The following is a 22294-nucleotide window of genomic DNA, read 5'->3' on the forward strand; positions in this document are numbered from 1 at the left end:
ACACCGTGTAAAGCGGCTCGCCAACAAGTTGGCTCCTACAGAAGATGCAACAGCCGAACCGCATGCATTCCCTGTAGGAGCGAACTTGTTCGCGAGGCGTTGTATGTGACACACCGCGTAAAGCGGCTCGCCAACAAGTTGGCTCATACAGGGACGGACGCGGTAATAACAAAGGGGAGCAGATATCTGCTCCCCCTTTTTTGTCTACCGCCTTATCAGTGCATGAACAGGGCGATCAGGATAATGATCGGGATTGGCACACCGAGGAACAACAGCAGCAATGAGCGCATGGGTAATCTCCTTATTAGCGGATAGGTGCAGTGGTAGTGGCATATGGACGGGTTTCTAGGTAGGTCACGGCGTCACGACGACGACCACCCCAGATGGCGGCGAGGCTGGCAATGAATGCACCAATCAACAGCGCAACGAAGGTCCACAGAGCGGCCATGGCAGCAACTTTGGCAGCGGTATCGGCAGCTTGTTTGGCTTTCAGCTTGGCATCTTCAACGGCTTGACGTGCCTGGCCATACACTTGATCAACGCGAGCCTGGGCATCGGCCTGGGACAGGTTGGTGCGCTGTGCAACCAGTTGAGCCAAGTAGTTGCGATCTTCTGCCGCCAGTTGACCATCGTTGGCCAAAGTTTTGGTGAAGATGCGCACAACCACACCGCGTGCCGCATCGTCAGTCACAGCAACCGGACGGTTGTCACGGAACAGGCTGTCGACGAAGTAGCCGTATTGATCGCTGCTCGTATTGCTGGCGGCGGTGCCTGCGGCCTGGGTTGCAGCGCTGGCTGCACCCGAGACCATGCTCGCGCCGGCTTTAACGCCACCGCCAACGATGTTTCCTACTGACCCTACAATCAATACTGCTGCGACCAGTGTTGCAACTGCCCACGACAAAAAGCCGTGAGCGGTGTCGCGAAAGTACACTTCGTCACCGTGCATGTTGGCCCACTTAACGCGAAGTCGACCGGCCAGATAACCGCCCATGCCAGAGGCGAGAATCTGAGTCACTGCCAACCAGATTACGGTTGAAATGCCCAGCCCTTTGGCGCTGGCACCTTCGTTGGCCCACGGCGACATCGCCGAGAAGCCCAAGCCCGTGCCCAGCAATATAAGGATGAGGGAGAGCGCCGCAGCACCTGCGGCCCCGGCAAAGATGGCACCCCAGGAAACTCCCGAGACGTTCGTGTGTGCTTCTACAGCGGCAGGATAGGTATCAGGGGATGGATTCATTGTTATGTTGCTCCGTGCGAATAATGTTGTTACATCTTTTCCATATTCGTCGGTGCAGAGGTTGTGCCATCCCTGAAAAATAAAATAAATGTATTTAAATCAATGGGTTATATATTTGTTATTCGCCACTCATCATGCAATTTGCATGAGCGGGGCATTTTCAACAGGCGTTATGCCCGGTTGGCAAATTTCATTGTCTTCAAAGGGTTATGGGGTATATCTGCTTCAGAACCTAAAGCTCATACGAAGCCTTAGCGGCTCCGTTCCCGCAGCAGTCGTTGCTGATTCACCTATTGACACATGCTTGTGAAACGAATGCGCCAAATCGCCGCTCTAATTTCGCGTTTGGCCTATAGTTTTCTTTTTAGAACCTGTTTCTTCGAGAGGATAACCGTCCATGTTTCTGCATCGCCCCCTGGAAGAAAAAGACGTCCCTGTCATTTGCGAGATGCCCCAGTCCGTCGATGAGCTGTTTTACATGTTCCCCAAAGCGGTATTTCCACTCACGCCTGCCCAGCTGACCGATTCCATCGAGCAGCGCTCTGACAATACTGTGATCGAACTCAACGGCCAGGTTGTGGGTTTTGCAAACTTTTCGCGCTATGACTTCAGGGGAAGATGCTCGATGGGTAACGTCATCATTGCGCCATACGCCCGATCCAAGGGCGTTGGCCGCTACATGATCGGCTGCATGATGGAGTTGGCGTTTGGCAAGCACGAAGCCAGCGAGCTGACGGCATCCTGTTTCAATCACAACGTGCCCGGGCTTCTGTTTTACCCCAAGCTGGGCTTCAAGCCGTTTTCCATCGAGGAGCGTCTGGACAAGAAGGGCGCTCGTGTTGCACTGATCCACCTGCGGTTGCCTAAGGGTTAAGCAAGTGTTCGCATCGTCGGCAATTAATTTTGCCGACGAGCGGCTCAAACCGCCAATCCGTTTTTAATAAAGCTGTCTGGTTATGGCCACACTCAAAGCGACAAGTGAGTGCTGTTTTTGCATTCGAAACGTCTAGTGAATCGTTTCTTCTTTTAATAGATTGGCATCAATACCCTTCCCGGGGCGTTGCGCGCCCAAGTTGCTTCGCGATGGAGCGGGGCGTATAACTTGATGTATATCCCGTTCTGCGAAGTTAGAAGTGCGGCGGGTAAGGAAACATCCAGTAACGCCACTATAATAACTCAGCGGCACCTCCTGCTCGGCGTTTGGCAGCGTGCCTGGAGGAAGACTCATGATTGCTTGCAGGCTTTCCGATCTAGAGTTACGCAGCATCATTGAAAGTGCTTTTCTGCCTTTACGTTGTAACTGTACGGTGTCGGCGCTGAAGACGATGACGGTCGAAGTCATTGATCCCGTCACCGAACACGTTGAACTGTGCGTAACCGGCATCGCTCTGGACAGGCTGGACACCAGTCGAGCCATCTGCGACTTGATCACTCACTTGCGGTCTGAACTGGACCACAGCGCCCATCAGCATGCGTTGGCGAGCTAACTAAGCGCTTGGCTTTATAACTACTTTCCATCACCCTGACGCCCGTCGATCTAAATGATCCACGGGCGTTTTATCGACTGAACTTCCCGCGATGAACGGTGATTAAATGAATGGAACTAAATAAGTTTGCGAATGTTTGCTAAGTTGTTCAATGTTTCGATCAGGTAATACCTTGTGGTCTTTCATGTGGGCGCGCGTCGTGTCGCAGTCTGGGCCGCGCTCTACGCCTGTTTTGCGTTTCAGGTATTGACCCTGTCCCAAGGATCAAGCAAGGTTCGTTGTCCAGGGGCAGTTGTCGGGACACAACAAAAAGAGGGCAGTATGGCTGAAGATCAGCGACCGGTTCGGCAACCAACCTTTGCTTACGTTCGCACCCGACTGAGCCGCCGCAAGGTCGTGACGATACTGGGCGTTCTGGTACTAGTGGTTGTCGCCTGCATTGCGACTATTGGCCTGATGCTGGAGCGACTTGAGACCAGAAACGCAAACTTTCACCCTCCCATGACGCCCTCAGAGCGAGAGTCATTGATGCCGTCCGAGCCCCGACTTGATGTGGCGCCCAGCGTTGACGGTCTTCGATATAGAAGTGAGGACTCGACCGTTAGTATTAAAGGCGATACCCGCCACGCCCAAGAGTTGAGTCACGCGCACTGACGATTGGATCAATGAAATGAGCGCGCGTGCTCATTCTCAAACAGCAGCTTGAATCCCCGTCCCTGCTCAGTGTTTACCGTGTGATGTTCCACGACAGGCCCTGCCTCGATACGACCTTCCACTGCCACACGAATGATCGCGGACTTCGCCAGATAGTCTGGCACTTCACCAATGATCGTCAGCTCACGCAGCCTGTGGCCTTCCTGCTCGACAGTTTCCAGGCGCACGCGGCAAGTGGCTTGCATGGGGATGGGGCCGAACAGTGTGTCCCTGGAATAATCGATTTCCGCAATGCTTGAACCCAGCATCTTCTGAATATTCATAACCTCTCCCTCACTCTCGATTCGAAAATAACCACCCGTCTCTTAATGGATAGAAGAACGCTTGAGATAGTTCGCTTTTCCTTTCTCAATCACTCACCGCCCATCGAATCGACAAGGCGATTAATGATTCCGCTGACAGGCGCGGTACAGAGCAAACCTCTCGCCGGTGATTTTATAAATGTATGGAACGCCTGTGGATCAGCTTTTTTCCGGCGCCAATAAAAAATTAACGTTTATATTCAGTAGGTTGAAGCATCAGATTCGGATTATTTTGGTTTTATCAGAAAATTGACACGTGCAGGCTTTTTTGAAACTATCTGCTCAGCTTCAACGCTGTAAGAAATACGAGACGCTCAAGCATTTCTCACCTGAAACGGTTGATCCTGAGGCGCTAGGCGAAGTGGCGGTAGCATCTTTTGATTGCGAACGCGCCACGTCGTTGCTCGGTATTAGGAGCAGCGTTGCCCTCCCTCCATCTTCCTGACATTCGAATTCATTCGCTGTTTGCGCCCTGTTCCGAATGGGTGCCAAGCGTGCGGGTGGACACGAATATTGTTGTTTAGACATTCGCCAAATTCATGAATCGGTTTTGGTGACGGTAGTTATGCCTGGACGTTGGCGATCTTCTTGTCGTTCGTAAAAAACCGTCGTGTGTAAGTTATTTCCTTTGTTCAAAAAAAAGGCCGCCTCAAGAGTGGCTGTGTATCTGCCTTCTCATCGCCCCGCAGTACTGAAGAAAACGCTCGGGCAGCGCTAACGCATCGATAAGTTCGGAGTAAGTGATTATGTATGGAGATAATCTGGAAACCGTTTGCGGTTGTGTCGTCGCAGGTGCAGGGCCTGCGGGAATGGGCATGCTCTTCAACGCGTTGAAGAGCGGCGTGATGCCGGAACTGGCCAAGGAAGGCCTGATCATTGTCGATGCGAGCGCTAACCCCGGCACTGGGCGTCTTGGGGAATATCGCATCACCGCCAATTCGGTAGGCGACGTTTTCCTCGATTGCCTGCGCGACCCGGCGTTGCGTGATGTTTTTGAGCCGCTGGAACATTCCCCCGCCTATTGGCGTATCCGTCGTCAGGCCCAGAGCGCGCCGCAACTGTCGGACGTCAGCGAATTGCTCGCCGAGGCGTCCAAGCTTGTGCTGGACTTTATCGTCGATCATTACGGCGTGAAACTGTGGCGCAGCACGACTATCACTGAGGTCGTCAGTGATGGCGACGAGTATCAAGTGTGGGTGGAGTCCGAAGGGCGCAGTCGCAGAATTCGTTGCCGCTCGGTGATCCTCAACCTGGGTGGGCGTCAGGATCCGCAGCACCTGCTCAACAGCCTGGCCGATCAGGGGCTGGCGGTATCGCCTTCGGCCCAAGTACAAAGCGCCGACGCCTTGCTGCGCATGAACGCCGTGCAGTTGCGTGACTACTTTGCGCCAACCCTGGCGCGCAACGGCCGGGTCACCGTGGTCGGCGGTTCCCACAGCGCTTTTTCAGTGCTGGAGAACCTCGCCGACGCACTGGAGTTTGCAGGGCTCAAAGAAGTCACGCTGGTCCACCGTTCGCCCATCCGGCTGTTCTACGAGAGCGCCGCGGCAGCCGCAGCGGCGGGCTATGCATTCGACGAACAGCAAGACGTCTGCCCGATCTCGGGCCGCGTCAACCGCTCCGGTGGTTTGCGTTATCGCGCTCTGGATGTAGGGCGAGAGGCGTTGGCATGCGGGCGGATCGGCAAGACCGGGGTGCGGGTGCATCTGTTCCAGACCGAAAAGGGTCCGCAAGGCCAGTATGAAGGTGCGCGGGACGCACTGGCTGAATCGGACGTGGTGGTGCAGTGCACCGGCTATCAACCGCGCTTGCCGGCACTCAATTACGCCGGCGGTGGCGCGATCGGACTGCTGGAAGTGAAGGGTGGGCTGGATTCGGATCCTTCAGGTTGCCCGCTCGACAGCACCGGTCAGCGTTTGTACGGGCTGCACCTGTTCGGGCTCGGTGCAGGCCTGGGCGTTGATCCGCGTCTGGGCAGTGAAGCTTCTTTCGATGGTCGCATCTACGGCGTCTGGCAGTTTCACCATGACGCCAGCAGCACAGTCATCGATGCCGTGCTGGCACGCTTGCAGGAGTCGGTGCTGGAACCGGTAAGTTTGAGCCGCAAGCTGTTGCCCAATCGCGAGGTGGCGCGTATGCCGTTCCTGTGGCCAACGTTGGTCAATGCGCACTCCTGATATCGCTGTCTGCGTGAATGATCCCGAACACCGTTCTGACCGTGTTCGGGATTTTTTTTTGCCTTGCGCGATCGCGGTTCGCCCTGTGCGCACCGTCGAAAAGCACCTGATCTAACTAACATGTTGGCCGTCATCTAGCTTTTGGTTAGAGTCCCGGGCTTCATCTATCCTTGTTGCGTTGGCAGCATCTTGATTGACTCGAATGGGACCACAGCACATGCGCATATTGATCGTGGGAGCGGGGGCGATAGGCGGTTATTTTGGCGGGCGCCTGCTGGAGTCGGGTCGTGATGTCACGTTTCTGGTCAGGGCCGGCCGGGCCGGGGAGCTCGAACGCGACGGATTGGTGGTGCGTAGTCCCCTGGGTAATATCGAATACCGTTCGCCGCCTTATTTACTGACTGAGCAGTTGGACCAGCCTTACGATTTGATCCTGCTCAGTTGCAAAGCCTACGACCTGGACGCTGCGATGCAGGCGTTCGCCGCTGCAGTGGGTGCGCAGACGCTGATCTTGCCGCTGCTCAATGGCATGGCGCATCTGGAACGTCTGACCGCGCGCTTCGATGCTGCCAACGTCTTGGGCGGGCAGTGCCTGATTTCGCTGGATCGCGACACCTCGGGCGCGATCCTGCACTTGAATGACACCAACCAACTGTCGTTTGGCGAACTCAGCGGCGCGTTGACGCCGCGGATCCTGCGGGTTGCAGAGGCCCTCGCCGATGCAGGATTTGCCGCCAACCTGAGTCAGCAGATCGTTCAGGAGATGTGGGAAAAGTGGTGTTTCATTGCCACCGGCGCCGGGGTCACAGGTTCCATGCGCGCCAGTATCGGTGACGTGCTCGAAGCCGGCGGCGAGCTGTTGGTGCTCAAGCTTCTGGCTGAATGCGCGAGCATTGCCGAGCACGCAGGCTACCCACTACGCAGCGACGTCCGACAGCGATTTCAGAAGATGCTGACCACGAGCGGTTCGAAGATGACGGCCTCAATGCTGCGCGATATCGAACGGGGCGCCGCCATCGAAGTGGAGCATGTCATTGGCGATATGGTGGCCCGGCGTTCAGCCAGCGGCCAGGAAAAGCCGCTGCTGTCCGCTCTGGATTTTGTTTACCTGCACCTGAAATCCTACGAAGCGCGCCGGGTGCGGGAGGGATAGATCCGACGCCCCGCATCCGCAGGTTTGACGCCTCCGGGCAGAAGCGAAACGGTGCGATCGGCGCAATCTGCTTCTGCCGAAGGCGTAGGAGCTCACGGAGGTTACGACGCCAGCGATGGGCTGCGAAGCAGCCCCACCACCGACGACGCGGTTCACCTGACCCACCGCATTCGCCGGGTTACGGTCGTTCCCCGGCAGCTATGCTTACTTACCCGCCGACAACTCCATGATCATCCGCGTCAGCAGATAGATCCTTGGCGATACGCTTTCGACTTCGGCGTATTCCTCAGGCGTGTGGATGTTTCCGCCGACGATGCCAAAGCCATCGAGCGTAGGCACGCCCACAGCCGCTGCAAGGCTGGCGTCCGCCGCGCCGCCGCTGCCTTCAACGGTCAGCTTGCGCCCCAGTTCGCCGTAGATGCCTTGGGCCATGTTCATCAGCCGATCCGACTCAGCGGTTTGCGGCATCGGAGGCAGTCCGCGAATCAGTTGGGTGGTGACCTCGGTTTCAGGGATCAGCTTGTCGGCAGACACCCGCGTCAGGTCTTTTTCAATGCGGTCGAATTCCTCCGGCACCGCGACCCGCACGTCAGCCTTGGCGGTGGCCTGATCCGGGATCACATTGACCCGGTCGCCTGCATTGAGCACGGTGAAGTTGATCGTGGTTTTTTTCTCGGCATCGCCCAGCTTGCCCAGTTGCAGGATCTGATGCGCGGCTTCCATGGCAGCATTGCGGCCCAGTTCCGGCGCGACGCCTGCGTGGGAGGCCTTGCCTTTGACGTTGACCACGGCGGTGCCGCTGCCCTTGCGCCACACCACCAAACCGTCGGCCGGGCGCCCCGGTTCCAGGTTCAGGGTGACGTCGTGCTCTTTCGCCACTTTCTGGATCAGGGCGGTGGCTGCGTCCGAGCCGGTTTCTTCGCTGGCGTCGAGCAGAAAGGTGATCTGCGCGTAGTCTTTGAAATTCAGGTTCTTGAGAATTTTCAGCGCATAGATGCCAGCGACAATCCCGCCCTTGTCATCCATCACCCCAGGCCCGTAAGCGCGGCCGTCCTTGATAGTGAAGGGGCGAGCGGCGGCCGAACCTTCTTTGAACACGGTATCCATGTGCGCCATCAGCAGGATTTTTGCCTTGCCGGTGCCCTTGAGTGTCGCGACTACATGGCTGCTTTTATCCGGGGCGGTATTAGGAAAAGTTTCGATGGTCGCGCCGAGTTTTTTCAATTCGTCGACGGTGATATCTCGCACCTGTGTCAGGCCCGGCTCATAACCCGAACCCGAATCAATGTTGACGAGGCGCTCCAGCAGTTTCAGGGCCTCGCCCTTGTAGTTTTCAGCATCGGCCTGCACTTTTGGGTTTGGCGCTGCGAAGGCCGGGACAGCCATGCCGAAGGTCAGGCTCAAGGCAAAGGCGGTAGTGAGGGCTGAACGGGAGAAAGGCAGGATCATACGTCGTTCCCTGTTGTTGATCTGAAGGGTTGAGGCCATACCCTAGCGGCTCCGGGGAAAATTCGCACGCCTGAAATCCAGTCTCAGGCATACACTCATTTGTACCCGGAGCCTGAAACACCGAACCTTCCTGGTGAGCTACCCTCATACGTTAACGTTCAGTCGATGTAAGAAGAGAGGTGCCTCATGCCAGTCAAGCACGATCTATACGCGGATTTGAGTATCAGCAAGGAGGAACTTGCCAAGCGTCGTGGCAGCAACCCGAAATTGAATCAGCTGGTGACTCATTACGATGAAATCGATGCCGACGTGGTAAAGGCTGAATCCGGAGCGTCAGGTGACATCTCCGATGATCAGCTGAAAAAGCTCAAAGAAAAACGGCTGCTGGCCAAGGACAATATCGTCAAACAGCTCACGGCTTCAGATTGATTCATCAACACAGGATTCATAAAAAAGCGGCGGGTCATTTGACCGGCCGCTTTTTTTTGCCTGGCGTTCACTGCCTGCTCACACCGCTTGGTCCATCCCTGCCGGGCGATGGGGCGGATCTTCCGGCTTGACGGCCTTGGCTTGCGAGACACTGGCCTTGACCTCGTCGACGAAGCCTTTGCCGGCCTGCGCTGCCTTGTCATAACCATCGCTGGCCATAGCCTGGGCCTTATCGGTAATACGGTCGCTGGCGCGACCCATCAACTGGTTTTCTTTAGCAGTAGCGGGCAGCGCAGCGCCAATCGCTGCACCCAGGGCGATGCCGATGGCTGCCAACGCAAGCGGTTGCTCCTTGAGCATGTAGCTGAGGCTCGATTGCAGGTTTTGGCCCTGACGGCGTAATGCATCGCTGGCGTCATGGGCGGTTGCGTTCAAGCGCCCACTGGCTGCCGATACCTTGTCGCTGACGCTTTCCCCCATCCCACTGATGCTCCCGGAATAGTCCTGAGCCTTATCGCCGAGATCGCTGGCCTGTTCCTTCATGCGATTGGCGGTTTGCTGAACACGCGCCTTGGCGGTGTCGAACGTGTCGGTGACGCTATCGGTCATGCTGCGCACGCTATTGCCAAGGCTGTCGAGCATCGACGGGCCATTGCTGGCAGAGGGCGGACGATTCTGGCTCATCATCAGCCACAGCAACCCGACGCCAGTCAGCACCATCGGCACAGGGTTGGCGCGAACGGTGGTGCCCAAATTGCCAAAAAACTCACCGCCATTGCGTTTGCTGTAGGCCAGCGCCTCATCAATCAACTGGCCGGGGGAAAGCTTGCTCTCCAATGCGTCTACCAGACTGCCGATGTTGGCGCGACGAGCGTCGATTTCCCGCTCCAGGGTTTCCGGGGATTTCTCGGATTCAGCACCCAGGTCGGGGCGGACAGGGCGGTCGAAGGATTCTTCGGTGGCAAAGCTGCTGTCGATGCTCATGAGACTTTCCTCTGAATGGCTTCCTTGTCTTTGTGCAAGGAATTCACAGTGCGCTCAGGCGTGAAGTGGGAGGCCTCAAACTGCTTTTTGCCCGACTGCAGCATTAAGAAGCCCACGACCATCGCTGCGACGCCGACGATCAACGCGGCAAGCCAGGGCGCCATTACCATCGCCAGCGCGTACACGCCAGCCATTAACAGGATGACCAGACCGGCGAGCATGACGACAGCACCGCCAGCAACTGCTGCCACACCCGCTTTGGTGGTGGCGATCGATTCATTGATCTCGGCCTTGGCCAGCGCCAGTTCTTTGGTGACAAGTGCGGGTACTTCGTGGGCTAGCTGACGAATCAGCCCTAGCACCGACGTGTCACCGTCGGCCGCCCCGGGTGGGCGTGTGTCTGGATTGAAGGCCATCACAGTTCTCCTCGGTTGAGCGATGAAGCCGGGCCACTGTTTGGTGCACCAGCGTTGGGGAATCCGGCCGGCTGCCCACTGTGGTGAACGTCATCGGTGTGGGGAGGGGGCATGGCCAGCTCCTCATCTGCGGCAATGCGCGGGTCAAATTCAGAATGATCTGACGCAGGTTCTGGAAATGGATTGCCGGCGTCGTCACTGGGGACAGAAGACGATGGCCCCGCGTTGATATCGGGACTGGACGCGCGCAGGAAGCGCGACAACCCGAAACCCAGCGCAATGCTTCCGGCGATAAACAGCCCAGGATTGTCTTGCGCCAGTTTCCCCGCCTTCTGCAGCAACTCATCAGCGCTTTTGCCACGCAGATCTTCGGCCAGCGTGCTCATGCTGGCGGCAATATCAGTGACGTAGTGCGAAAGCCCGAGCGTGTCGTTGTCCTGCATGTTTTCAGCTGCAGACTTGGCGCCGGCCGCCAGTGAAGCAATCTGTTCGGCAGCCGTTTCGCGATACTGCTCGAACTGCGCCGTGCCTTGCTGGCGAACGCTGTCCAGCGCCGCCATCGCGTCATCCTGAAGGTGTTGCAAGTGCTCAGCCGCAGGTGCCGGCCTGTCCCTGTCGCCTGCGCTGTTGGGGCTTTCAAAAGTTGTGGACATCGTATTCACCGTTTTCCGTTAACGAAGGGAAGGCAGGCTCGGTTCACAACGACGACAACGAACTGTCTGAAACGGCTGCGCAACCTGATGGCAAGCGTTCAACTGTTACAAACGGTGGAGTGATGGTGTTTGAGCGGAGTTCTAGCAAATTGACAAGCGGTAATGGCAGCCACTGGTTAGTTGCGTGAGAGGCATCAGGGGCAGGGAAATACGGGGAAGTCGATGGGGATGGGGTTGAGCGAGGAATGGATCCAAAGTTGATTCAGGCGATCAGCACCTGTATAGGGCGACGTATCGCAGTCTGCCTTCGGGCGAAGCAGACTGCGTATCGGAGACCGTCAGACGCGCTTATTGAGGCTCTTGATTCGGAGCGATCTCAGCCTGAATACGTTTGTAGATCTCTTCGCGGTGAACCGAAACATTTTTCGGTGCATTGATACCGAGCCTTACTTGCAGGCCTTGTACGCCCAGAATGGTTACGGTGATCTCGTCACCGATGTTTATGCTTTCGCCGACTTTGCGGGTGAGTATCAACATAATCTTTTCCTTGATGGCCTCATGAAGCGCCTCTACCAAGAGGCTGGATGAGCCTTTGGGTGGTGGCTATTACCGGATGCATCCAAATGCGTCCATCAGTATGACGTCATTGGTACGATTTTAATTCCCCTGGGACTTTTTCTTATTATGGGCATCTGTCTCGGGGCTGAACGCCTGCAAATTCTGCCCGGTTTTGGCAGGTTGATCCCATGTTCGCTGGTGCGAAACGGGGTCGCCAAATCCGGGGCGGCGACTATTGCACACTCCTTTCGCATTTAATGCAAAGAACTCATGCGTCGGGGTGAAGAAATTTTCATTCCTCGCCGTGTAAGCCATCTCTTAGTGCAGTGTAGGAGACTTCGTAAAAGCGTGAAGGCAAATTGGAACAACTTTGTTTTTGGATGGTTTTCCGAACATCCTGCACTGCATTGAGGCTTGCCCAAGGATTTCTGGCGCAGCGCGAACAGTGCAGCATCAGCGTAAGGGGAGTTTTTAGGGGGGGATGATGGGGCGGTGGCGGAAGATTGCATGCCCACCTAATAAAGTGGGCATGCAGCGGGACCTGCGTTAACTCACACCACCATCGACAGCAGCATGATGAAGATGATGCCGACCACAGACAGAATGGTTTCCATCACGGTCCAGGTCTTCAGCGTTTCCGCCACGGTCATGTTGAAGTACTGCTTGACCAGCCAGAACCCGGCATCGTTGACGTGGGACAGGATCAACGAACCTGCACCGGTTGCCAGCACCAGCAACTCACGGTTGACGCCTGGCACCATGCCGACCACCGGCGCGACGATACCGGCGCCGGTGATGGTTGCAACGGTTGCAGAACCCGTCGCGACGCGAATCACCGCCGCCACCAGCCACGCCAGCAGGATCGGCGAAATCTGCGCCTGCACGGCCATGTGGCCGATCAGGTTGCCAACGCCGCTGTCCACCAGCATTTGTTTGAAACCACCACCTGCGCCCACGATCAGCACGATGGCCGCAACCGGCGCCAGGCTTTGATCTAGCAGCTTGATGATGTGCTCTCGGCTGAAGCCCCTGGCCGAACCAAAAGTGTAGAACGCCAGCAACAGCGCAAACAGCAGGGCCGCAATCGGGTGACCGATGAAGTCCATCCATATGCGGAAGATGTGGCCGGCAGGCAACGCGACGTCAGCGAAAGTCTTGAGCAGCATCAGGAACACCGGCAGCAGAATCGTGATCAGGGTGATCGCGAAGCTCGGCAGGTTCTCGTTGGTGGATTCCTTGGCGATCTGGTCCATCAGCTCTTTGGACGGATTGCCAGGGATGTATTTGGAAATCCATTTGCCATAGATCGGACCGGCGATGATTGCGGTCGGCAGCGCGACGATCAGGCCGTAGAAAATGGTCTTGCCGATGTCAGCGTTGAAGATGCCGATCGCCAGCAGCGGACCCGGGTGCGGTGGCACCAGTCCATGGACAGCGGACAGACCTGCCAGCAGCGGAATGCCGATCTTGACGATGGACACACCGCTGCGGCGGGCAACGATGAACACCAGCGGGATCAACAGGACGAAGCCGATTTCGAAGAACAGCGGGATGCCCACCAGGAACGCCGAAAACATCATGGCCCAGTGGACCCGTTCCTTGCCGAAACGACGGATCAGGGTTTGTGCGATCTGATCGGCACCGCCGGAATCTGCCATCAGCTTGCCGAGCATGGTGCCGAGGCCAAGAATAATGCCGACGAAACCCAGCACGCCGCCGAAACCGTCCTGGAACGACTTCATGACCTTGTCCACCGGCATGCCGGAAGTCAGGCCAAGAAAGCCCGCAGCGATGGTCAGCGCTACGAAGGGGTGAACTTTGAATTTGGTGATCAATAGCACGAGGCCAATGATGGTCACCACCGCATCCACAAGCAGATACGTCTCTTGGGTCATACCGAACATGGGGGTGTCTCTCCGTTGTATTTTGTTTTATTGGAGCCAGTACCAGACGCTGTCTTTTGTTTCGTGTGTGTGTAAAGACAGCGCTGTCTTTGCCGCTCACGCCTGATCAGCGATCAAGAGCCGGTGAGCGCACCTTGTGAGGATTGAGCTTTCGATGCTTTCCACCAATCGGCAGCTTGCTCGCCGATTGCCTTGATCGACTGCGTGGCGTCGACGACCAACGTACGGTCTTCGCCATTAGGCGGCTCAAGGGTGGCGAACTGGCTGTCTACCAGGCTCGCTGGCATGAAATGCCCCGGGCGGTTGGCGCAGCGTTCGGTCGCTTCTTCCTTGCTCAACTCAAGAAACACAAAACCCAGGCCCGGCACAGCCGCGCGCAGGGTTTCGCGGTAACGAAGCTTCAGTGAGGAGCAGGTCAGGATGGGGTGTTCACCCTTGCGCAACGCGGCGGCCAGTTCTTCACCCAAACGGGTCAGCCAGCCGGCGCGGTCTTCGTCATCGAGGGGGTGGCCGGCGCTCATCTTGTCGATGTTGGCCTGAGGGTGGAAAGCGTCGCCTTCGATAAGACGACCTCCGCTGTTCTTGGCAATTTCAGCGCCAACGACGCTTTTGCCGCAGCCGGAAACACCCATTACCACGAGGGCGGAGATTGCAGTTGGAGCAGTAGTCATAAAAACCTCGTCCCGAAGACAGCGCTGTCTTGCGCGGTTACCCCGCAAGTGCCGGCGAGCTGCGTCCAGGTATAGTCATTGTTATGGGTATCTCGGTGGTTCATCGATTGCACCAATCCTGCCGCCTTGGATGTGAAAAAGCGTGCGAAGAAAGCGTTGCGGGACTCCCGGAGATAGCGCTACCTTAGAGCCCATTAGACACAATTTGCAACCCCTTCAGCTTTTGTCCTATCAGTTGGCAACGCATGACACGCAATGGTTCCCGCTCCACCGGTCGTCCTACCCTTAATGAGGTCGCGCAACTGGCGGCTGTCTCGCCTATCACTGCTTCAAGGGCACTGCGTGGCGTTGCCACCGTGGCGCCGCAATTGGTGGAAAAAGTGCGGGCTGCCGCGCTCAGTCTAGGCTATGTCGCCAATCCTGCCGCCCGCGCTCTGGCCTCGTCCCACAGCCAGACGGTGGTGGTGCTGGTGCCCTCGCTCTCTAATCAACTGTTCATTGAAACGCTTGAAGCCATTCAGAATGTACTGCGCCCGCGCGGCCTGGAAGTGGTGATCGGCAACTATCACTATTCCCCGCAGGAAGAAGAAAACCTGTTGCGCAGCCACCTCGCCAATCGCCCGCGCGGCCTGTTGCTGACCGGTTTCGACCGCAGCCAGGCCGCGCAACAGTTGTTGGCCGCCAGCGGTGTGCCGTGCGTGCACATGATGGAGCTGGACGCGCAACGGGCAGAGTCCTGCGTCGGGTTTTCCCAGCAGCAGGCCGGGGCAGAGGCGGCCCGGCATTTGCTGAGCCGTGGCCGTAGTCGTCTGGCTTACATTGCCGCGCAGTTGGACCCTCGCGTGTTGCAGCGCGGCACCGGGTTTCGTGGAGCGCTGGAAGCGGCGGGGCTGTATGACGCTTCTTTGCAGGTGTCGACGCCGCAGCCATCTTCAATCGGTCTGGGAGGGGAGTTGTTTGCCCGGTTGCTGGAGCAGCATCCAGATGTGGACGGGATGTTCTTTTGTAACGACGACCTGGCTCAAGGAGCCGCGCTTGAGGCGTTGCGTCGCGGGATCAAGATTCCCGAGCGCGTGTCGCTGATCGGTTTCAACGACCTGCCGGGCTCTGCGCACATGGTGCCGCGCCTCACCTCCATCCGCACCCCGCGTGAAGAAGTAGGCCAACGCGCGGCGCAGTTGCTGCTGGGTTTGCTGGACGGGACGGTGCAGCCGACCCAAGTGGATCTGGGGTTTGAATTGGTGGTGCGGGAGAGTACGTAAGTCATCACAAAACTGTGGGAGCGGACTTGTCCGCGAAGACGTCATGACAACCGTCACATCTTTATCGGCTGACACATTGCTTTCGCGGACAGGTCCGCTCCCACAGGAATGCCGGGGGTCTGTAGGAGCCAACTTGTTGGCGAGCATTGGTCAACACGCCAAAAATCGCCTCGCGAACAAGTTCGCTCATACAGATCAACCGCGTCTCACGCCTCTTTTTTGAACGCTAGCCGGAACTGATGCAAAAGCGGTTCGGTGTATCCGCTCGGCTGTTCCCGGCCTTTGAACACCAAATCCTTCGCCGCCTGGAACGCTACCGACTTATCAAAGTTGGCCGCCATCGGTTTGTAGGACGAATCCCCAGCGTTTTGCGCGTCCACCACCTTCGCCATGCGCTTGAGGGTTTCGAGCACGTGATTTTCGTCGATTACCCCGTGGCGCAGCCAGTTGGCGATGTGCTGACTGGAAATACGCAGCGTCGCGCGATCTTCCATCAGGCCGACGTCGTGGATGTCCGGCACTTTCGAACAGCCGACGCCCTGTTCCACCCAGCGCACCACGTACCCCAGCAAGCCCTGAGCGTTGTTGTCGACTTCCTGGCGAATCTCCTCGGTCGTCCACTTGGCTTCGGCCACCACCGGAACGGTCAGCAGGTCGAGCAGAATCTGTTCGCTGGCGCTGTCCAGGTCCACTTGCTCCAGCTCGTGCTGAATCGCTTTCACATCAACCTTGTGATAGTGCAGCGCGTGCAGCGTGGCGGCCGTCGGCGAGGGCACCCAGGCAGTGGTTGCGCCGGCGTTGGGATGAGCGATTTTCTGTTCGAGCATGTCAGCCATCAGGTCCGGCATGGCCCACATGCCCTTGCCGATCTGGGCCCGACCACGCAAGCCACACGCCAAACCGACCAGGACGTTGCTGCGCTCGTACGCCTTGATCCACGGCGTGGCTTTCATGTCGCCCTTGCGCAGCATCGCCCCTGCTTCCATGGCGGTATGAATCTCATCGCCGGTGCGGTCCAGAAAACCGGTGTTGATGAACGCCACTCGCGCCGAAGCAGCGGCGATGCAAGCCTTGAGGTTGACGCTGGTGCGCCGCTCTTCGTCCATGATCCCCATTTTCAGGGTGTTGCGCGGGACCTTCAGCACGTCCTCGATGCGGGCGAAGAGCGTGTCGGCGAACGCCACTTCTTCCGGGCCGTGCATCTTCGGTTTGACGATGTAAACGCTGCCGGCGCGGGAGTTGCCGCGATTGTGCAGGTCGTGCAGGGCAATCAGGCTGGTGATCACGCCGTCGAGAATGCCCTCGGGGATTTGCTTGTCGCCGTCGTAAAGCACGGCCGGGTTGGTCATCAGGTGACCGACGTTACGGATGAACAGCAACGAACGCCCGTGCAGCTTCAACGCGTTGCCATCAGCGGTGGTGTACTCGCGGTCTGCATTCAGGCGGCGAGTGATGGTCTTGCCGCCCTTGACCAGTTCTTCAGTCAGGTCGCCCTTCATCAGCCCGAGCCAGTTGCGATAGATGACGATCTTGTCTTCTGCGTCCACAGCGGCGACCGAGTCTTCGCAGTCGATGATGGTCGACAGCGCAGCTTCCAGCACCAGGTCCTTGATGCCGGCCGGGTCGGTGGCGCCAATGGGGCTTGCGGCATCAATCTGGATTTCGATGTGCAGGTCGTGATTTTTGACCAGGATCGCAGTGGGATTTTTCGGGTCGCCCTGATAACCGATGTATTTCTCGGGTTGCGCCAGTTCGGTCTGGCTGCCGTTGGCCAGGGTGATCAGCAGTTTGCCGCTGTCGATGGCGTACGCCGTGGCGTCGATGTGGGAGCCATTGCTCAGCGGCACTGCCTGATCCAGCAACGCACGGGCGAACGCGATGACTTTGGCGCCGCGCAGCGGGTTGTAGCCGGCTTTGATTTCCGCGCCGTTGGCGCTGGAGATGGCATCGGTGCCATAGAGCGCGTCATACAGCGAGCCCCAACGGGCATTGGCCGCGTTGAGTGCATAGCGAGCGTTGGCAGCGGGGACGACCAATTGCGGCCCGGCCTGGTGGCTGACTTCGATGTCGACTTTGTAAGTCGTGGCCTGGACGGTACCGGGTACCGGTTGCAAATAGCCGATGGAATCCAGAAACGCGATGTAGGCTGGCATGTCGGTGACAGGGCCGGGGTTGGACTTGTGCCACTTGTCCAATTGCACCTGCAAGCGGTCGCGTTCAGCCAGCAACTCGCGATTGATTGGGGCTAAGTCATGCACCAGCGAATCGAAGTCTGCCCAGAAAATGTCGGGGTTCAGCCCGGTCCCGGGAAGCACGTCCTCGTCGACAAAACGTTGCAGACTGGCCGCGACCTTCAGGCCCTGGCGGTTGACGAATTCGGTCATCTCGGATTCTCCGTTAAAAATTGATTGATCGTGCCCACGCCAGTGAGGACGCTGCAAATCTCGTGGGAGCGGACCTGTCCGCGAAGAGGCCCGTACGGCCAACGAATATTCAGCGGATCAGAAACCGCCTTCGCGGACAGGTCCGCTCCCACAGGGAATTGCATTTGAGCAGGGATATCGGTGATGCCTTAACCCGCATTCACCGCCGCAACACCGGCCTTGGCGATTTGTGCATCCTGGTCAGCCTTGACGCCTGACACGCCCACTGCGCCGATCACTTCGCCGTCGACGATCACTGGCACGCCGCCTTCGAGGGAGGTCAGCAGTGGCGCAGTAGCGAACGCGGTGCGGCCGTTATTGATCATTTCTTCGTAGCCTTTGGATTCGCGACGGCCCAAGGCCGAGGTGCGCGCCTTTTCGATAGCGATGTAGCCGCCAATCGGCGCACAGCCATCCAGACGCTCAAAACCCAGCAAGTGACCGCCGTCATCGACCACGGCGATGGACACCACCCAACTGTTGCTTTGCGCCTCCGCACGGGCTGCGGCGATGATCTGGGTGACTTCGGTCTGCGTCAGTACGGACTTGGTTTTCATGCAGTTCTCCTGAGGATGATTGTTATAGGTCTTGGGGCGCACCTGCGTTAGTGCAAGGCGTCCTCGATCAGTTCGATCCAATGTTTGACCGGTGTGCGGCCAGCGCCGGCCAGATGTGTCTGGCAGCCAATGTTGGCGGTGGCGATGACCTCCGGGTCGCCGCTTTCAAGGGCGTTCATCTTGTTGTCACGCAGTTGTTTCGACAACACCGGCTGCGTGATCGAATACGTGCCGGCCGACCCGCAGCATAGATGACTGTCGGGAACGGCGGTCAAGTTGAAACCCAGCCGCGTCAACACCGCCTCAACCGCGCCACCGAGCTTTTGCGCGTGTTGCAGCGTGCAAGGGCAATGGAACGCCAGTTTCTGACTGGTGCAGCCGCCAAGCTTTTCCAGGGGTTCGGCGCGCAGGATTTCCACAAGATCGCGCGTCAGTTCACTGACCTTCGCCGCCTTGCTGGCGTAGGCCGGATCGTCGCGCAACAGATGCCCGTATTCCTTCACGAACGCGCCGCAGCCGCTGGCGGTTTGCACGATGGCTTCGGCGCCGGATTCAATGGCCGGCCACCAGGCGTCGATGTTGCGCCGGGCACGATCAAGCCCCGCGTCCTGCGCGTTCAAGTGGTAATCCACGGCACCGCAGCAACCGGCCTGAGCGATGGGTTTCACGCTAATTCCCAACCGGTCCAGCACCCGAGCGGCTGCGCCGTTGGTATTGGGCGACAGCGCCGGCAACACGCAGCCTTCGAGCATCAACACCTGACGCGCATGTTGCTGGGTAGGGCGCGCTGTCGCCGGACGAATCTCGCCGGGTAATTTGGTTTTAAGCGTGCCTGGCAGCAGGGGGCGAAAGGCGTTGCCCATCTGCGTCAGGGATTTGAACAAACCGGCGTTCGGCACCACCGCGCGCAGGCCCTCGCGCACCAGCCGCTGACCCATCGGGCGCGGTACGGCGGCGTCCACTACGGCACGGCCGATGTCCAGCAGGTTGTGGTATTTCACCCCCGACGGGCAGGTGGTTTCACAGTTGCGGCAAGACAAACAGCGGTCCAGGTGCAGTTGGGTTTTCTCGGTGACTTCGTTGCCCTCCAGCACCTGCTTGATCAGATAAATCCGACCGCGCGGGCCGTCGAGTTCGTCGCCCAACAGCTGATAAGTCGGACAGGTCGCGTTGCAAAAACCGCAGTGCACGCAACTGCGCAGGATGCTTTCAGCTTCTTCGGCGCGGGGCAGGGTTTTGGCGTGTTCGCTCAGGGTGGTCTGCATGGTCAGATCTCCGCGTACATTCGGCCCGGATTGAAAACTCCGTGCGGATCGAGTTGCGCCTTGAGCTGGCGGTGATAACGCAGCAACGGGCTGGGCAATGGCTGAAACGGGCTGTCGTCCAACCCGTGGCTGAAGCAGATGGCATGCCCGCCGACTTCGCTGACGATGGCGCGGATGTCAGCGCCGCTGGCGTCGGATTTGAGCCAGCGTTGCGCGCCGCCCCAGTCGATCAGTTGGTCCCCTGGCAGGTTCAGGATGCCGGTGTTGTTGGGCACTGACAGCCGCCACAACGGGCGGCCGTCGGTGAAGAATTCCAGCCGGTGCGCATTGAGTTCACCCCAGTAAGCCGGGTCGATGGATTCGCCGCCGAGGCGATCATGGGCGGCGGCCACTGAACCTTCTCCGCCTTCAAGGCGCAGGCGCAGCACGCGGCCATCGTGGCTGGCGGCGCTGATCGGCAGCGGTTGCTGACCCCATTCGGCCAGACGGGCGAGGGCGTGTGCGGCGTCCATCTCCAACGCAACGCTGGTACACAACCGAGGCTTTGGCAGCACCTTCAATGACACTTCGGTGATCACGCCCAGGCAACCGAAGCTGCCGGCCAGAAGGCGCGACAGGTCGTAGCCGGCGACGTTTTTCATCACTTCGCCGCCGAAGCGCAAATGCTTGCCGTGCCCTGTGATGACCCGTGTGCCCAAGACAAAATCACGCACCGAGCCGGACCAGGGGCGGCGCGGACCGGACAGACCGGCAGCGATCATCCCGCCGACTGTGGCATCGGTCACACCGTTGTCGGTGAAGCTCGGCGGCTCGCACGGCAGCATTTGCCCGGCGGCGTCCAGCGCTGCGGATAACTCACTGAGCGGCGTGCCGGCGCGGGCGGTAATCACCAGTTCGGTCGGATCATAGGTGACGATGCCGCGATGCTGGCGAGTGTCGAGCACTTCGCCTGCGACCTCCCGGCCAAGAAACGCCTTGCTGTTGGCGCCCTGAATGCGCAGCGGCGTCCCCAGCTGGATCGCCTGATTGACCTGCTCCAATAGCGTCTGGCTGGCGTCGCGATCCTGCGTCGCGGATTGATCGTGTGGCTGACGTTCGGCGCTCATCAGAAACGCTCCAGTTCAGGGAAGGGCAGTTTGCCCATGTGCACGTGCATGGCGCCGAATTCGGCACAGCGATGCAGCGTCGGAATGTTCTTGCCGGGGTTGAGCATGCCGCTGGGGTCGAACGCGGCCTTGATCGAATGGAACAGGGTCAGTTCGTCGCTGTTGAACTGGGCGCACATCTGATTGATCTTCTCGCGGCCCACGCCGTGCTCGCCGGTGATGCTGCCGCCGACCTTCACGCACAGTTCGAGAATCTTGCCACCCAGCGCTTCGGCGCGGTCCAGCTCGCCCGGCTGGTTGGCGTCGAACAGAATCAGCGGGTGCATGTTGCCGTCGCCCGCGTGGAACACGTTGGCAACCCTCAGGCCGTATTCTTCGGACAACGCAGAAATACCCTTCAACACGCCGGGCAATTCCCGACGCGGAATGGTGCCGTCCATGCAGTAGTAATCCGGCGACAGCCGACCGACTGCCGGAAAAGCATTCTTGCGTCCGGCCCAGAAGCGCACGCGCTCGGCTTCATCTTTAGCCTGCCGTACCTCGGTGGCACCGGCTTTTTCCAGCACGGCGCGCACGCGATCGCAATCGTCGTGAACGTCGGCTTCGACGCCATCAAGCTCGCACAGCAGGATCGCCTGGGCGTCTACCGGGTAGCCGGCGTGGATGAAGTCTTCAGCGGCGCGAATCGCCAGGTTGTCCATCATTTCCAGACCGCCCGGAATGATGCCTTCGGCAATGATGTCGCCCACCGCACGCCCGGCTTTTTCCACCGAATCGAAGGCCGCCAGCAGCACTCGCGCGACCTGGGGTTTGGGTAGCAGCTTGACCGTGACTTCGGTGATGATGCCGAGCATGCCTTCGGAGCCGGTGAACAGGGCGAGCAAGTCGAAGCCGGGAGAATCCAGCGCCTCGGAACCCAGCACCATGCGCTCGCCTTCCACCGTGAGGATGTCGACTTTCAGCAGGTTATGCACGGTCAGACCGTATTTCAGGCAGTGCACGCCGCCTGCGTTTTCGGCCACGTTGCCGCCGATCGAACAGGCAATTTGCGAAGAAGGGTCAGGTGCGTAATAGAGGTCATAAGGCGCAGCAGCCTGGGAAATCGCCAGATTGCGCACGCCCGGTTGCACGCGGGCGAAACGTCCGGCGGGATCGATGTGCAGGATTTTGTTGAACCGCGCCATGACCAGCAGCACGCCTTTTTCCAGCGGTAGCGCGCCGCCGGATAGTCCGGTGCCAGCACCACGGGCGACCACTGGCACCTTGCGTTCGTGGCAGAGCTTGAGCAGGGTTTGTACTTGCTCAAGACGTTCGGGGAGTACCACCAGCATCGGCGTGGTGCGATACGCAGACAGGCCGTCGCATTCGTAAGGGCGCAGTTCTTCGTCGCGGTGGAGGATGTCCAGATCAGGCAATCTGGCTTGCAAGGCCTGCAGCAGTTGGGCCTTGTCGGTATCAGGCAACGCGCCGTCGACGCGTTCGTCGTACAGAATATTCATGATGGGTTCGCAACCCTGTTTTGTTTTTATTGATGCCCGTTCAAA

General features: G+C 58.5%; 21 protein-coding genes. 6 read left to right on the forward strand and 15 right to left on the reverse strand.

Annotated features, from left to right (window positions below; all coding sequences use genetic code 11):
• Positions 1 to 304: 304 nt before the first annotated feature.
• Complete coding sequence (locus ACWKWM_RS24460; protein ID WP_483848584.1) at positions 305 to 1240, reverse strand: hypothetical protein; 936 nt, start codon at positions 1238 to 1240, stop codon at positions 305 to 307.
• 397 nt (positions 1241 to 1637) lie between these two features.
• Here ACWKWM_RS24460 and ACWKWM_RS24465 point away from each other — a divergent pair, with 397 nt between their 5' ends.
• The gene (locus ACWKWM_RS24465) at positions 1638 to 2114 is read left to right on the forward strand and encodes an N-acetyltransferase family protein (RefSeq protein ID WP_483848585.1); all 477 of its coding nucleotides are present in this window, start codon (positions 1638 to 1640) and stop codon (positions 2112 to 2114) included.
• Positions 2115 to 2246: 132 nt separating this feature from the next.
• On the opposite strand, the gene ACWKWM_RS24470 is transcribed toward ACWKWM_RS24465, so the two are convergent.
• Positions 2247 to 2582 (reverse strand): hypothetical protein, encoded by a 336-nt coding sequence (locus tag ACWKWM_RS24470; protein WP_483848683.1) that lies wholly within the window; start codon positions 2580 to 2582, stop codon positions 2247 to 2249.
• Here ACWKWM_RS24470 and ACWKWM_RS24475 point away from each other — a divergent pair.
• Positions 2467 to 2727 (forward strand): DUF1652 domain-containing protein, encoded by a 261-nt coding sequence (locus tag ACWKWM_RS24475; RefSeq protein ID WP_483848586.1) that lies wholly within the window; start codon positions 2467 to 2469, stop codon positions 2725 to 2727. The genes ACWKWM_RS24470 and ACWKWM_RS24475 overlap by 116 nt on opposite strands.
• Before the next feature lie 662 nt (positions 2728 to 3389).
• Here ACWKWM_RS24475 and ACWKWM_RS24480 read toward each other — a convergent pair.
• Entirely contained in the window at positions 3390 to 3704 is a 315-nt protein-coding gene (locus tag ACWKWM_RS24480) for a hypothetical protein (RefSeq protein ID WP_483848587.1), read from the reverse strand.
• A gap of 785 nt (positions 3705 to 4489) precedes the next feature.
• Here ACWKWM_RS24480 and ACWKWM_RS24485 point away from each other — a divergent pair.
• Together ACWKWM_RS24485 and ACWKWM_RS24490 are read left to right on the forward strand one after the other, a co-directional pair.
• Positions 4490 to 5920 carry a pyridine nucleotide-disulfide oxidoreductase gene (locus ACWKWM_RS24485; RefSeq protein WP_483848588.1) on the forward strand — a complete coding sequence of 477 codons (1431 nt, stop codon included), beginning with the start codon at positions 4490 to 4492 and terminating at the stop codon, positions 5918 to 5920.
• Positions 5921 to 6137: 217 nt separating this feature from the next.
• On the forward strand, positions 6138 to 7073 hold the full coding sequence (locus tag ACWKWM_RS24490; RefSeq protein ID WP_483848589.1) for a ketopantoate reductase family protein: 936 nt from the start codon (positions 6138 to 6140) through the stop codon (positions 7071 to 7073).
• Positions 7074 to 7277: 204 nt separating this feature from the next.
• Here the strand turns inward: ACWKWM_RS24490 and ACWKWM_RS24495 are convergent, their stop codons facing one another.
• Positions 7278 to 8522, reverse strand: coding sequence for a M20/M25/M40 family metallo-hydrolase (locus ACWKWM_RS24495; protein ID WP_483848590.1), 1245 nt, complete (start codon positions 8520 to 8522; stop codon positions 7278 to 7280).
• Between the two features lie 186 nt (positions 8523 to 8708).
• On the opposite strand from ACWKWM_RS24495, the gene ACWKWM_RS24500 reads away from it, so the two are divergent.
• Positions 8709 to 8951 (forward strand): DUF465 domain-containing protein, encoded by a 243-nt coding sequence (locus ACWKWM_RS24500; RefSeq protein ID WP_483848591.1) that lies wholly within the window; start codon positions 8709 to 8711, stop codon positions 8949 to 8951.
• 78 nt (positions 8952 to 9029) lie between these two features.
• Here ACWKWM_RS24500 and ACWKWM_RS24505 read toward each other — a convergent pair whose 3' ends face one another.
• The 6 genes from ACWKWM_RS24505 to ACWKWM_RS24530 form a co-directional block, all read right to left on the reverse strand.
• Complete coding sequence (locus ACWKWM_RS24505; protein WP_483848592.1) at positions 9030 to 9935, reverse strand: DUF3618 domain-containing protein; 906 nt, start codon at positions 9933 to 9935, stop codon at positions 9030 to 9032.
• Entirely contained in the window at positions 9932 to 10351 is a 420-nt protein-coding gene (locus tag ACWKWM_RS24510) for a phage holin family protein (protein WP_483848593.1), read from the reverse strand. The genes ACWKWM_RS24505 and ACWKWM_RS24510 overlap by 4 nt, the downstream gene beginning before the upstream one ends.
• Positions 10351 to 11004 carry a hypothetical protein gene (locus ACWKWM_RS24515; protein WP_483848594.1) on the reverse strand — a complete coding sequence of 218 codons (654 nt, stop codon included), beginning with the start codon at positions 11002 to 11004 and terminating at the stop codon, positions 10351 to 10353. Before ACWKWM_RS24515 ends, ACWKWM_RS24510 begins: the two co-directional genes overlap by 1 nt.
• A gap of 348 nt (positions 11005 to 11352) precedes the next feature.
• Positions 11353 to 11541: a carbon storage regulator CsrA gene (gene csrA / locus ACWKWM_RS24520; protein WP_062380972.1), complete on the reverse strand. Its 189-nt coding sequence runs from the start codon at positions 11539 to 11541 to the stop codon at positions 11353 to 11355.
• Positions 11542 to 12113: 572 nt separating this feature from the next.
• A complete protein-coding gene (locus ACWKWM_RS24525) occupies positions 12114 to 13466 on the reverse strand; it encodes a GntP family permease (protein WP_483848595.1) in 1353 nt (450 codons plus the stop codon).
• Between the two features lie 113 nt (positions 13467 to 13579).
• A complete protein-coding gene (locus ACWKWM_RS24530; RefSeq protein WP_483848678.1) occupies positions 13580 to 14098 on the reverse strand; it encodes a gluconokinase in 519 nt (172 codons plus the stop codon).
• Positions 14099 to 14382: 284 nt separating this feature from the next.
• On the opposite strand from ACWKWM_RS24530, the gene gntR reads away from it, so the two are divergent.
• Positions 14383 to 15399, forward strand: coding sequence for an HTH-type transcriptional regulator GntR (gene gntR / locus ACWKWM_RS24535; RefSeq protein ID WP_483848596.1), 1017 nt, complete (start codon positions 14383 to 14385; stop codon positions 15397 to 15399).
• Between the two features lie 206 nt (positions 15400 to 15605).
• Here gntR and ACWKWM_RS24540 read toward each other — a convergent pair whose 3' ends face one another.
• From ACWKWM_RS24540 to glcD, 5 genes are all read right to left on the reverse strand, one after another.
• Positions 15606 to 17783 (reverse strand): malate synthase G, encoded by a 2178-nt coding sequence (locus ACWKWM_RS24540; protein WP_483848597.1) that lies wholly within the window; start codon positions 17781 to 17783, stop codon positions 15606 to 15608.
• A gap of 188 nt (positions 17784 to 17971) precedes the next feature.
• A complete protein-coding gene (locus tag ACWKWM_RS24545) occupies positions 17972 to 18379 on the reverse strand; it encodes a heme-binding protein (protein WP_483848598.1) in 408 nt (135 codons plus the stop codon).
• A 47-nt stretch (positions 18380 to 18426) separates the two neighbouring features.
• Positions 18427 to 19644, reverse strand: a complete 1218-nt coding sequence (glcF, locus tag ACWKWM_RS24550; RefSeq protein WP_483848599.1) for a glycolate oxidase subunit GlcF — start codon at positions 19642 to 19644, stop codon at positions 18427 to 18429.
• Positions 19645 to 19646: 2 nt separating this feature from the next.
• Positions 19647 to 20750: a glycolate oxidase subunit GlcE gene (glcE, locus tag ACWKWM_RS24555; protein WP_483848600.1), complete on the reverse strand. Its 1104-nt coding sequence runs from the start codon at positions 20748 to 20750 to the stop codon at positions 19647 to 19649.
• Positions 20750 to 22249: a glycolate oxidase subunit GlcD gene (gene glcD / locus ACWKWM_RS24560; RefSeq protein ID WP_483848601.1), complete on the reverse strand. Its 1500-nt coding sequence runs from the start codon at positions 22247 to 22249 to the stop codon at positions 20750 to 20752. Before glcD ends, glcE begins: the two co-directional genes overlap by 1 nt.
• Between the last annotated feature and the right edge of the window lie 45 nt (positions 22250 to 22294).

Source organism: Pseudomonas rosaeacicularis (assembly GCF_057128745.1).

Coding starts and splice junctions, on each gene's coding strand:
- ACWKWM_RS24460 (WP_483848584.1), bottom strand. CDS start 1,240: ATGAATCCATCCCCTGATACCTATCCTGCCGCTGTAGAAGCACACACG.
- ACWKWM_RS24465 (WP_483848585.1), top strand. CDS start 1,638: ATGTTTCTGCATCGCCCCCTGGAAGAAAAAGACGTCCCTGTCATTTGC.
- ACWKWM_RS24475 (WP_483848586.1), top strand. CDS start 2,467: ATGATTGCTTGCAGGCTTTCCGATCTAGAGTTACGCAGCATCATTGAA.
- ACWKWM_RS24470 (WP_483848683.1), bottom strand. CDS start 2,582: ATGACTTCGACCGTCATCGTCTTCAGCGCCGACACCGTACAGTTACAA.
- ACWKWM_RS24480 (WP_483848587.1), bottom strand. CDS start 3,704: ATGAATATTCAGAAGATGCTGGGTTCAAGCATTGCGGAAATCGATTAT.
- ACWKWM_RS24485 (WP_483848588.1), top strand. CDS start 4,490: ATGTATGGAGATAATCTGGAAACCGTTTGCGGTTGTGTCGTCGCAGGT.
- ACWKWM_RS24490 (WP_483848589.1), top strand. CDS start 6,138: ATGCGCATATTGATCGTGGGAGCGGGGGCGATAGGCGGTTATTTTGGC.
- ACWKWM_RS24495 (WP_483848590.1), bottom strand. CDS start 8,522: ATGATCCTGCCTTTCTCCCGTTCAGCCCTCACTACCGCCTTTGCCTTG.
- ACWKWM_RS24500 (WP_483848591.1), top strand. CDS start 8,709: ATGCCAGTCAAGCACGATCTATACGCGGATTTGAGTATCAGCAAGGAG.
- ACWKWM_RS24505 (WP_483848592.1), bottom strand. CDS start 9,935: ATGAGCATCGACAGCAGCTTTGCCACCGAAGAATCCTTCGACCGCCCT.
- ACWKWM_RS24510 (WP_483848593.1), bottom strand. CDS start 10,351: ATGGCCTTCAATCCAGACACACGCCCACCCGGGGCGGCCGACGGTGAC.
- ACWKWM_RS24515 (WP_483848594.1), bottom strand. CDS start 11,004: ATGTCCACAACTTTTGAAAGCCCCAACAGCGCAGGCGACAGGGACAGG.
- csrA (WP_062380972.1), bottom strand. CDS start 11,541: ATGTTGATACTCACCCGCAAAGTCGGCGAAAGCATAAACATCGGTGAC.
- ACWKWM_RS24525 (WP_483848595.1), bottom strand. CDS start 13,466: ATGTTCGGTATGACCCAAGAGACGTATCTGCTTGTGGATGCGGTGGTG.
- ACWKWM_RS24530 (WP_483848678.1), bottom strand. CDS start 14,098: ATGGGTGTTTCCGGCTGCGGCAAAAGCGTCGTTGGCGCTGAAATTGCC.
- gntR (WP_483848596.1), top strand. CDS start 14,383: ATGACACGCAATGGTTCCCGCTCCACCGGTCGTCCTACCCTTAATGAG.
- ACWKWM_RS24540 (WP_483848597.1), bottom strand. CDS start 17,783: ATGACCGAATTCGTCAACCGCCAGGGCCTGAAGGTCGCGGCCAGTCTG.
- ACWKWM_RS24545 (WP_483848598.1), bottom strand. CDS start 18,379: ATGAAAACCAAGTCCGTACTGACGCAGACCGAAGTCACCCAGATCATC.
- glcF (WP_483848599.1), bottom strand. CDS start 19,644: ATGCAGACCACCCTGAGCGAACACGCCAAAACCCTGCCCCGCGCCGAA.
- glcE (WP_483848600.1), bottom strand. CDS start 20,750: ATGAGCGCCGAACGTCAGCCACACGATCAATCCGCGACGCAGGATCGC.
- glcD (WP_483848601.1), bottom strand. CDS start 22,249: ATGAATATTCTGTACGACGAACGCGTCGACGGCGCGTTGCCTGATACC.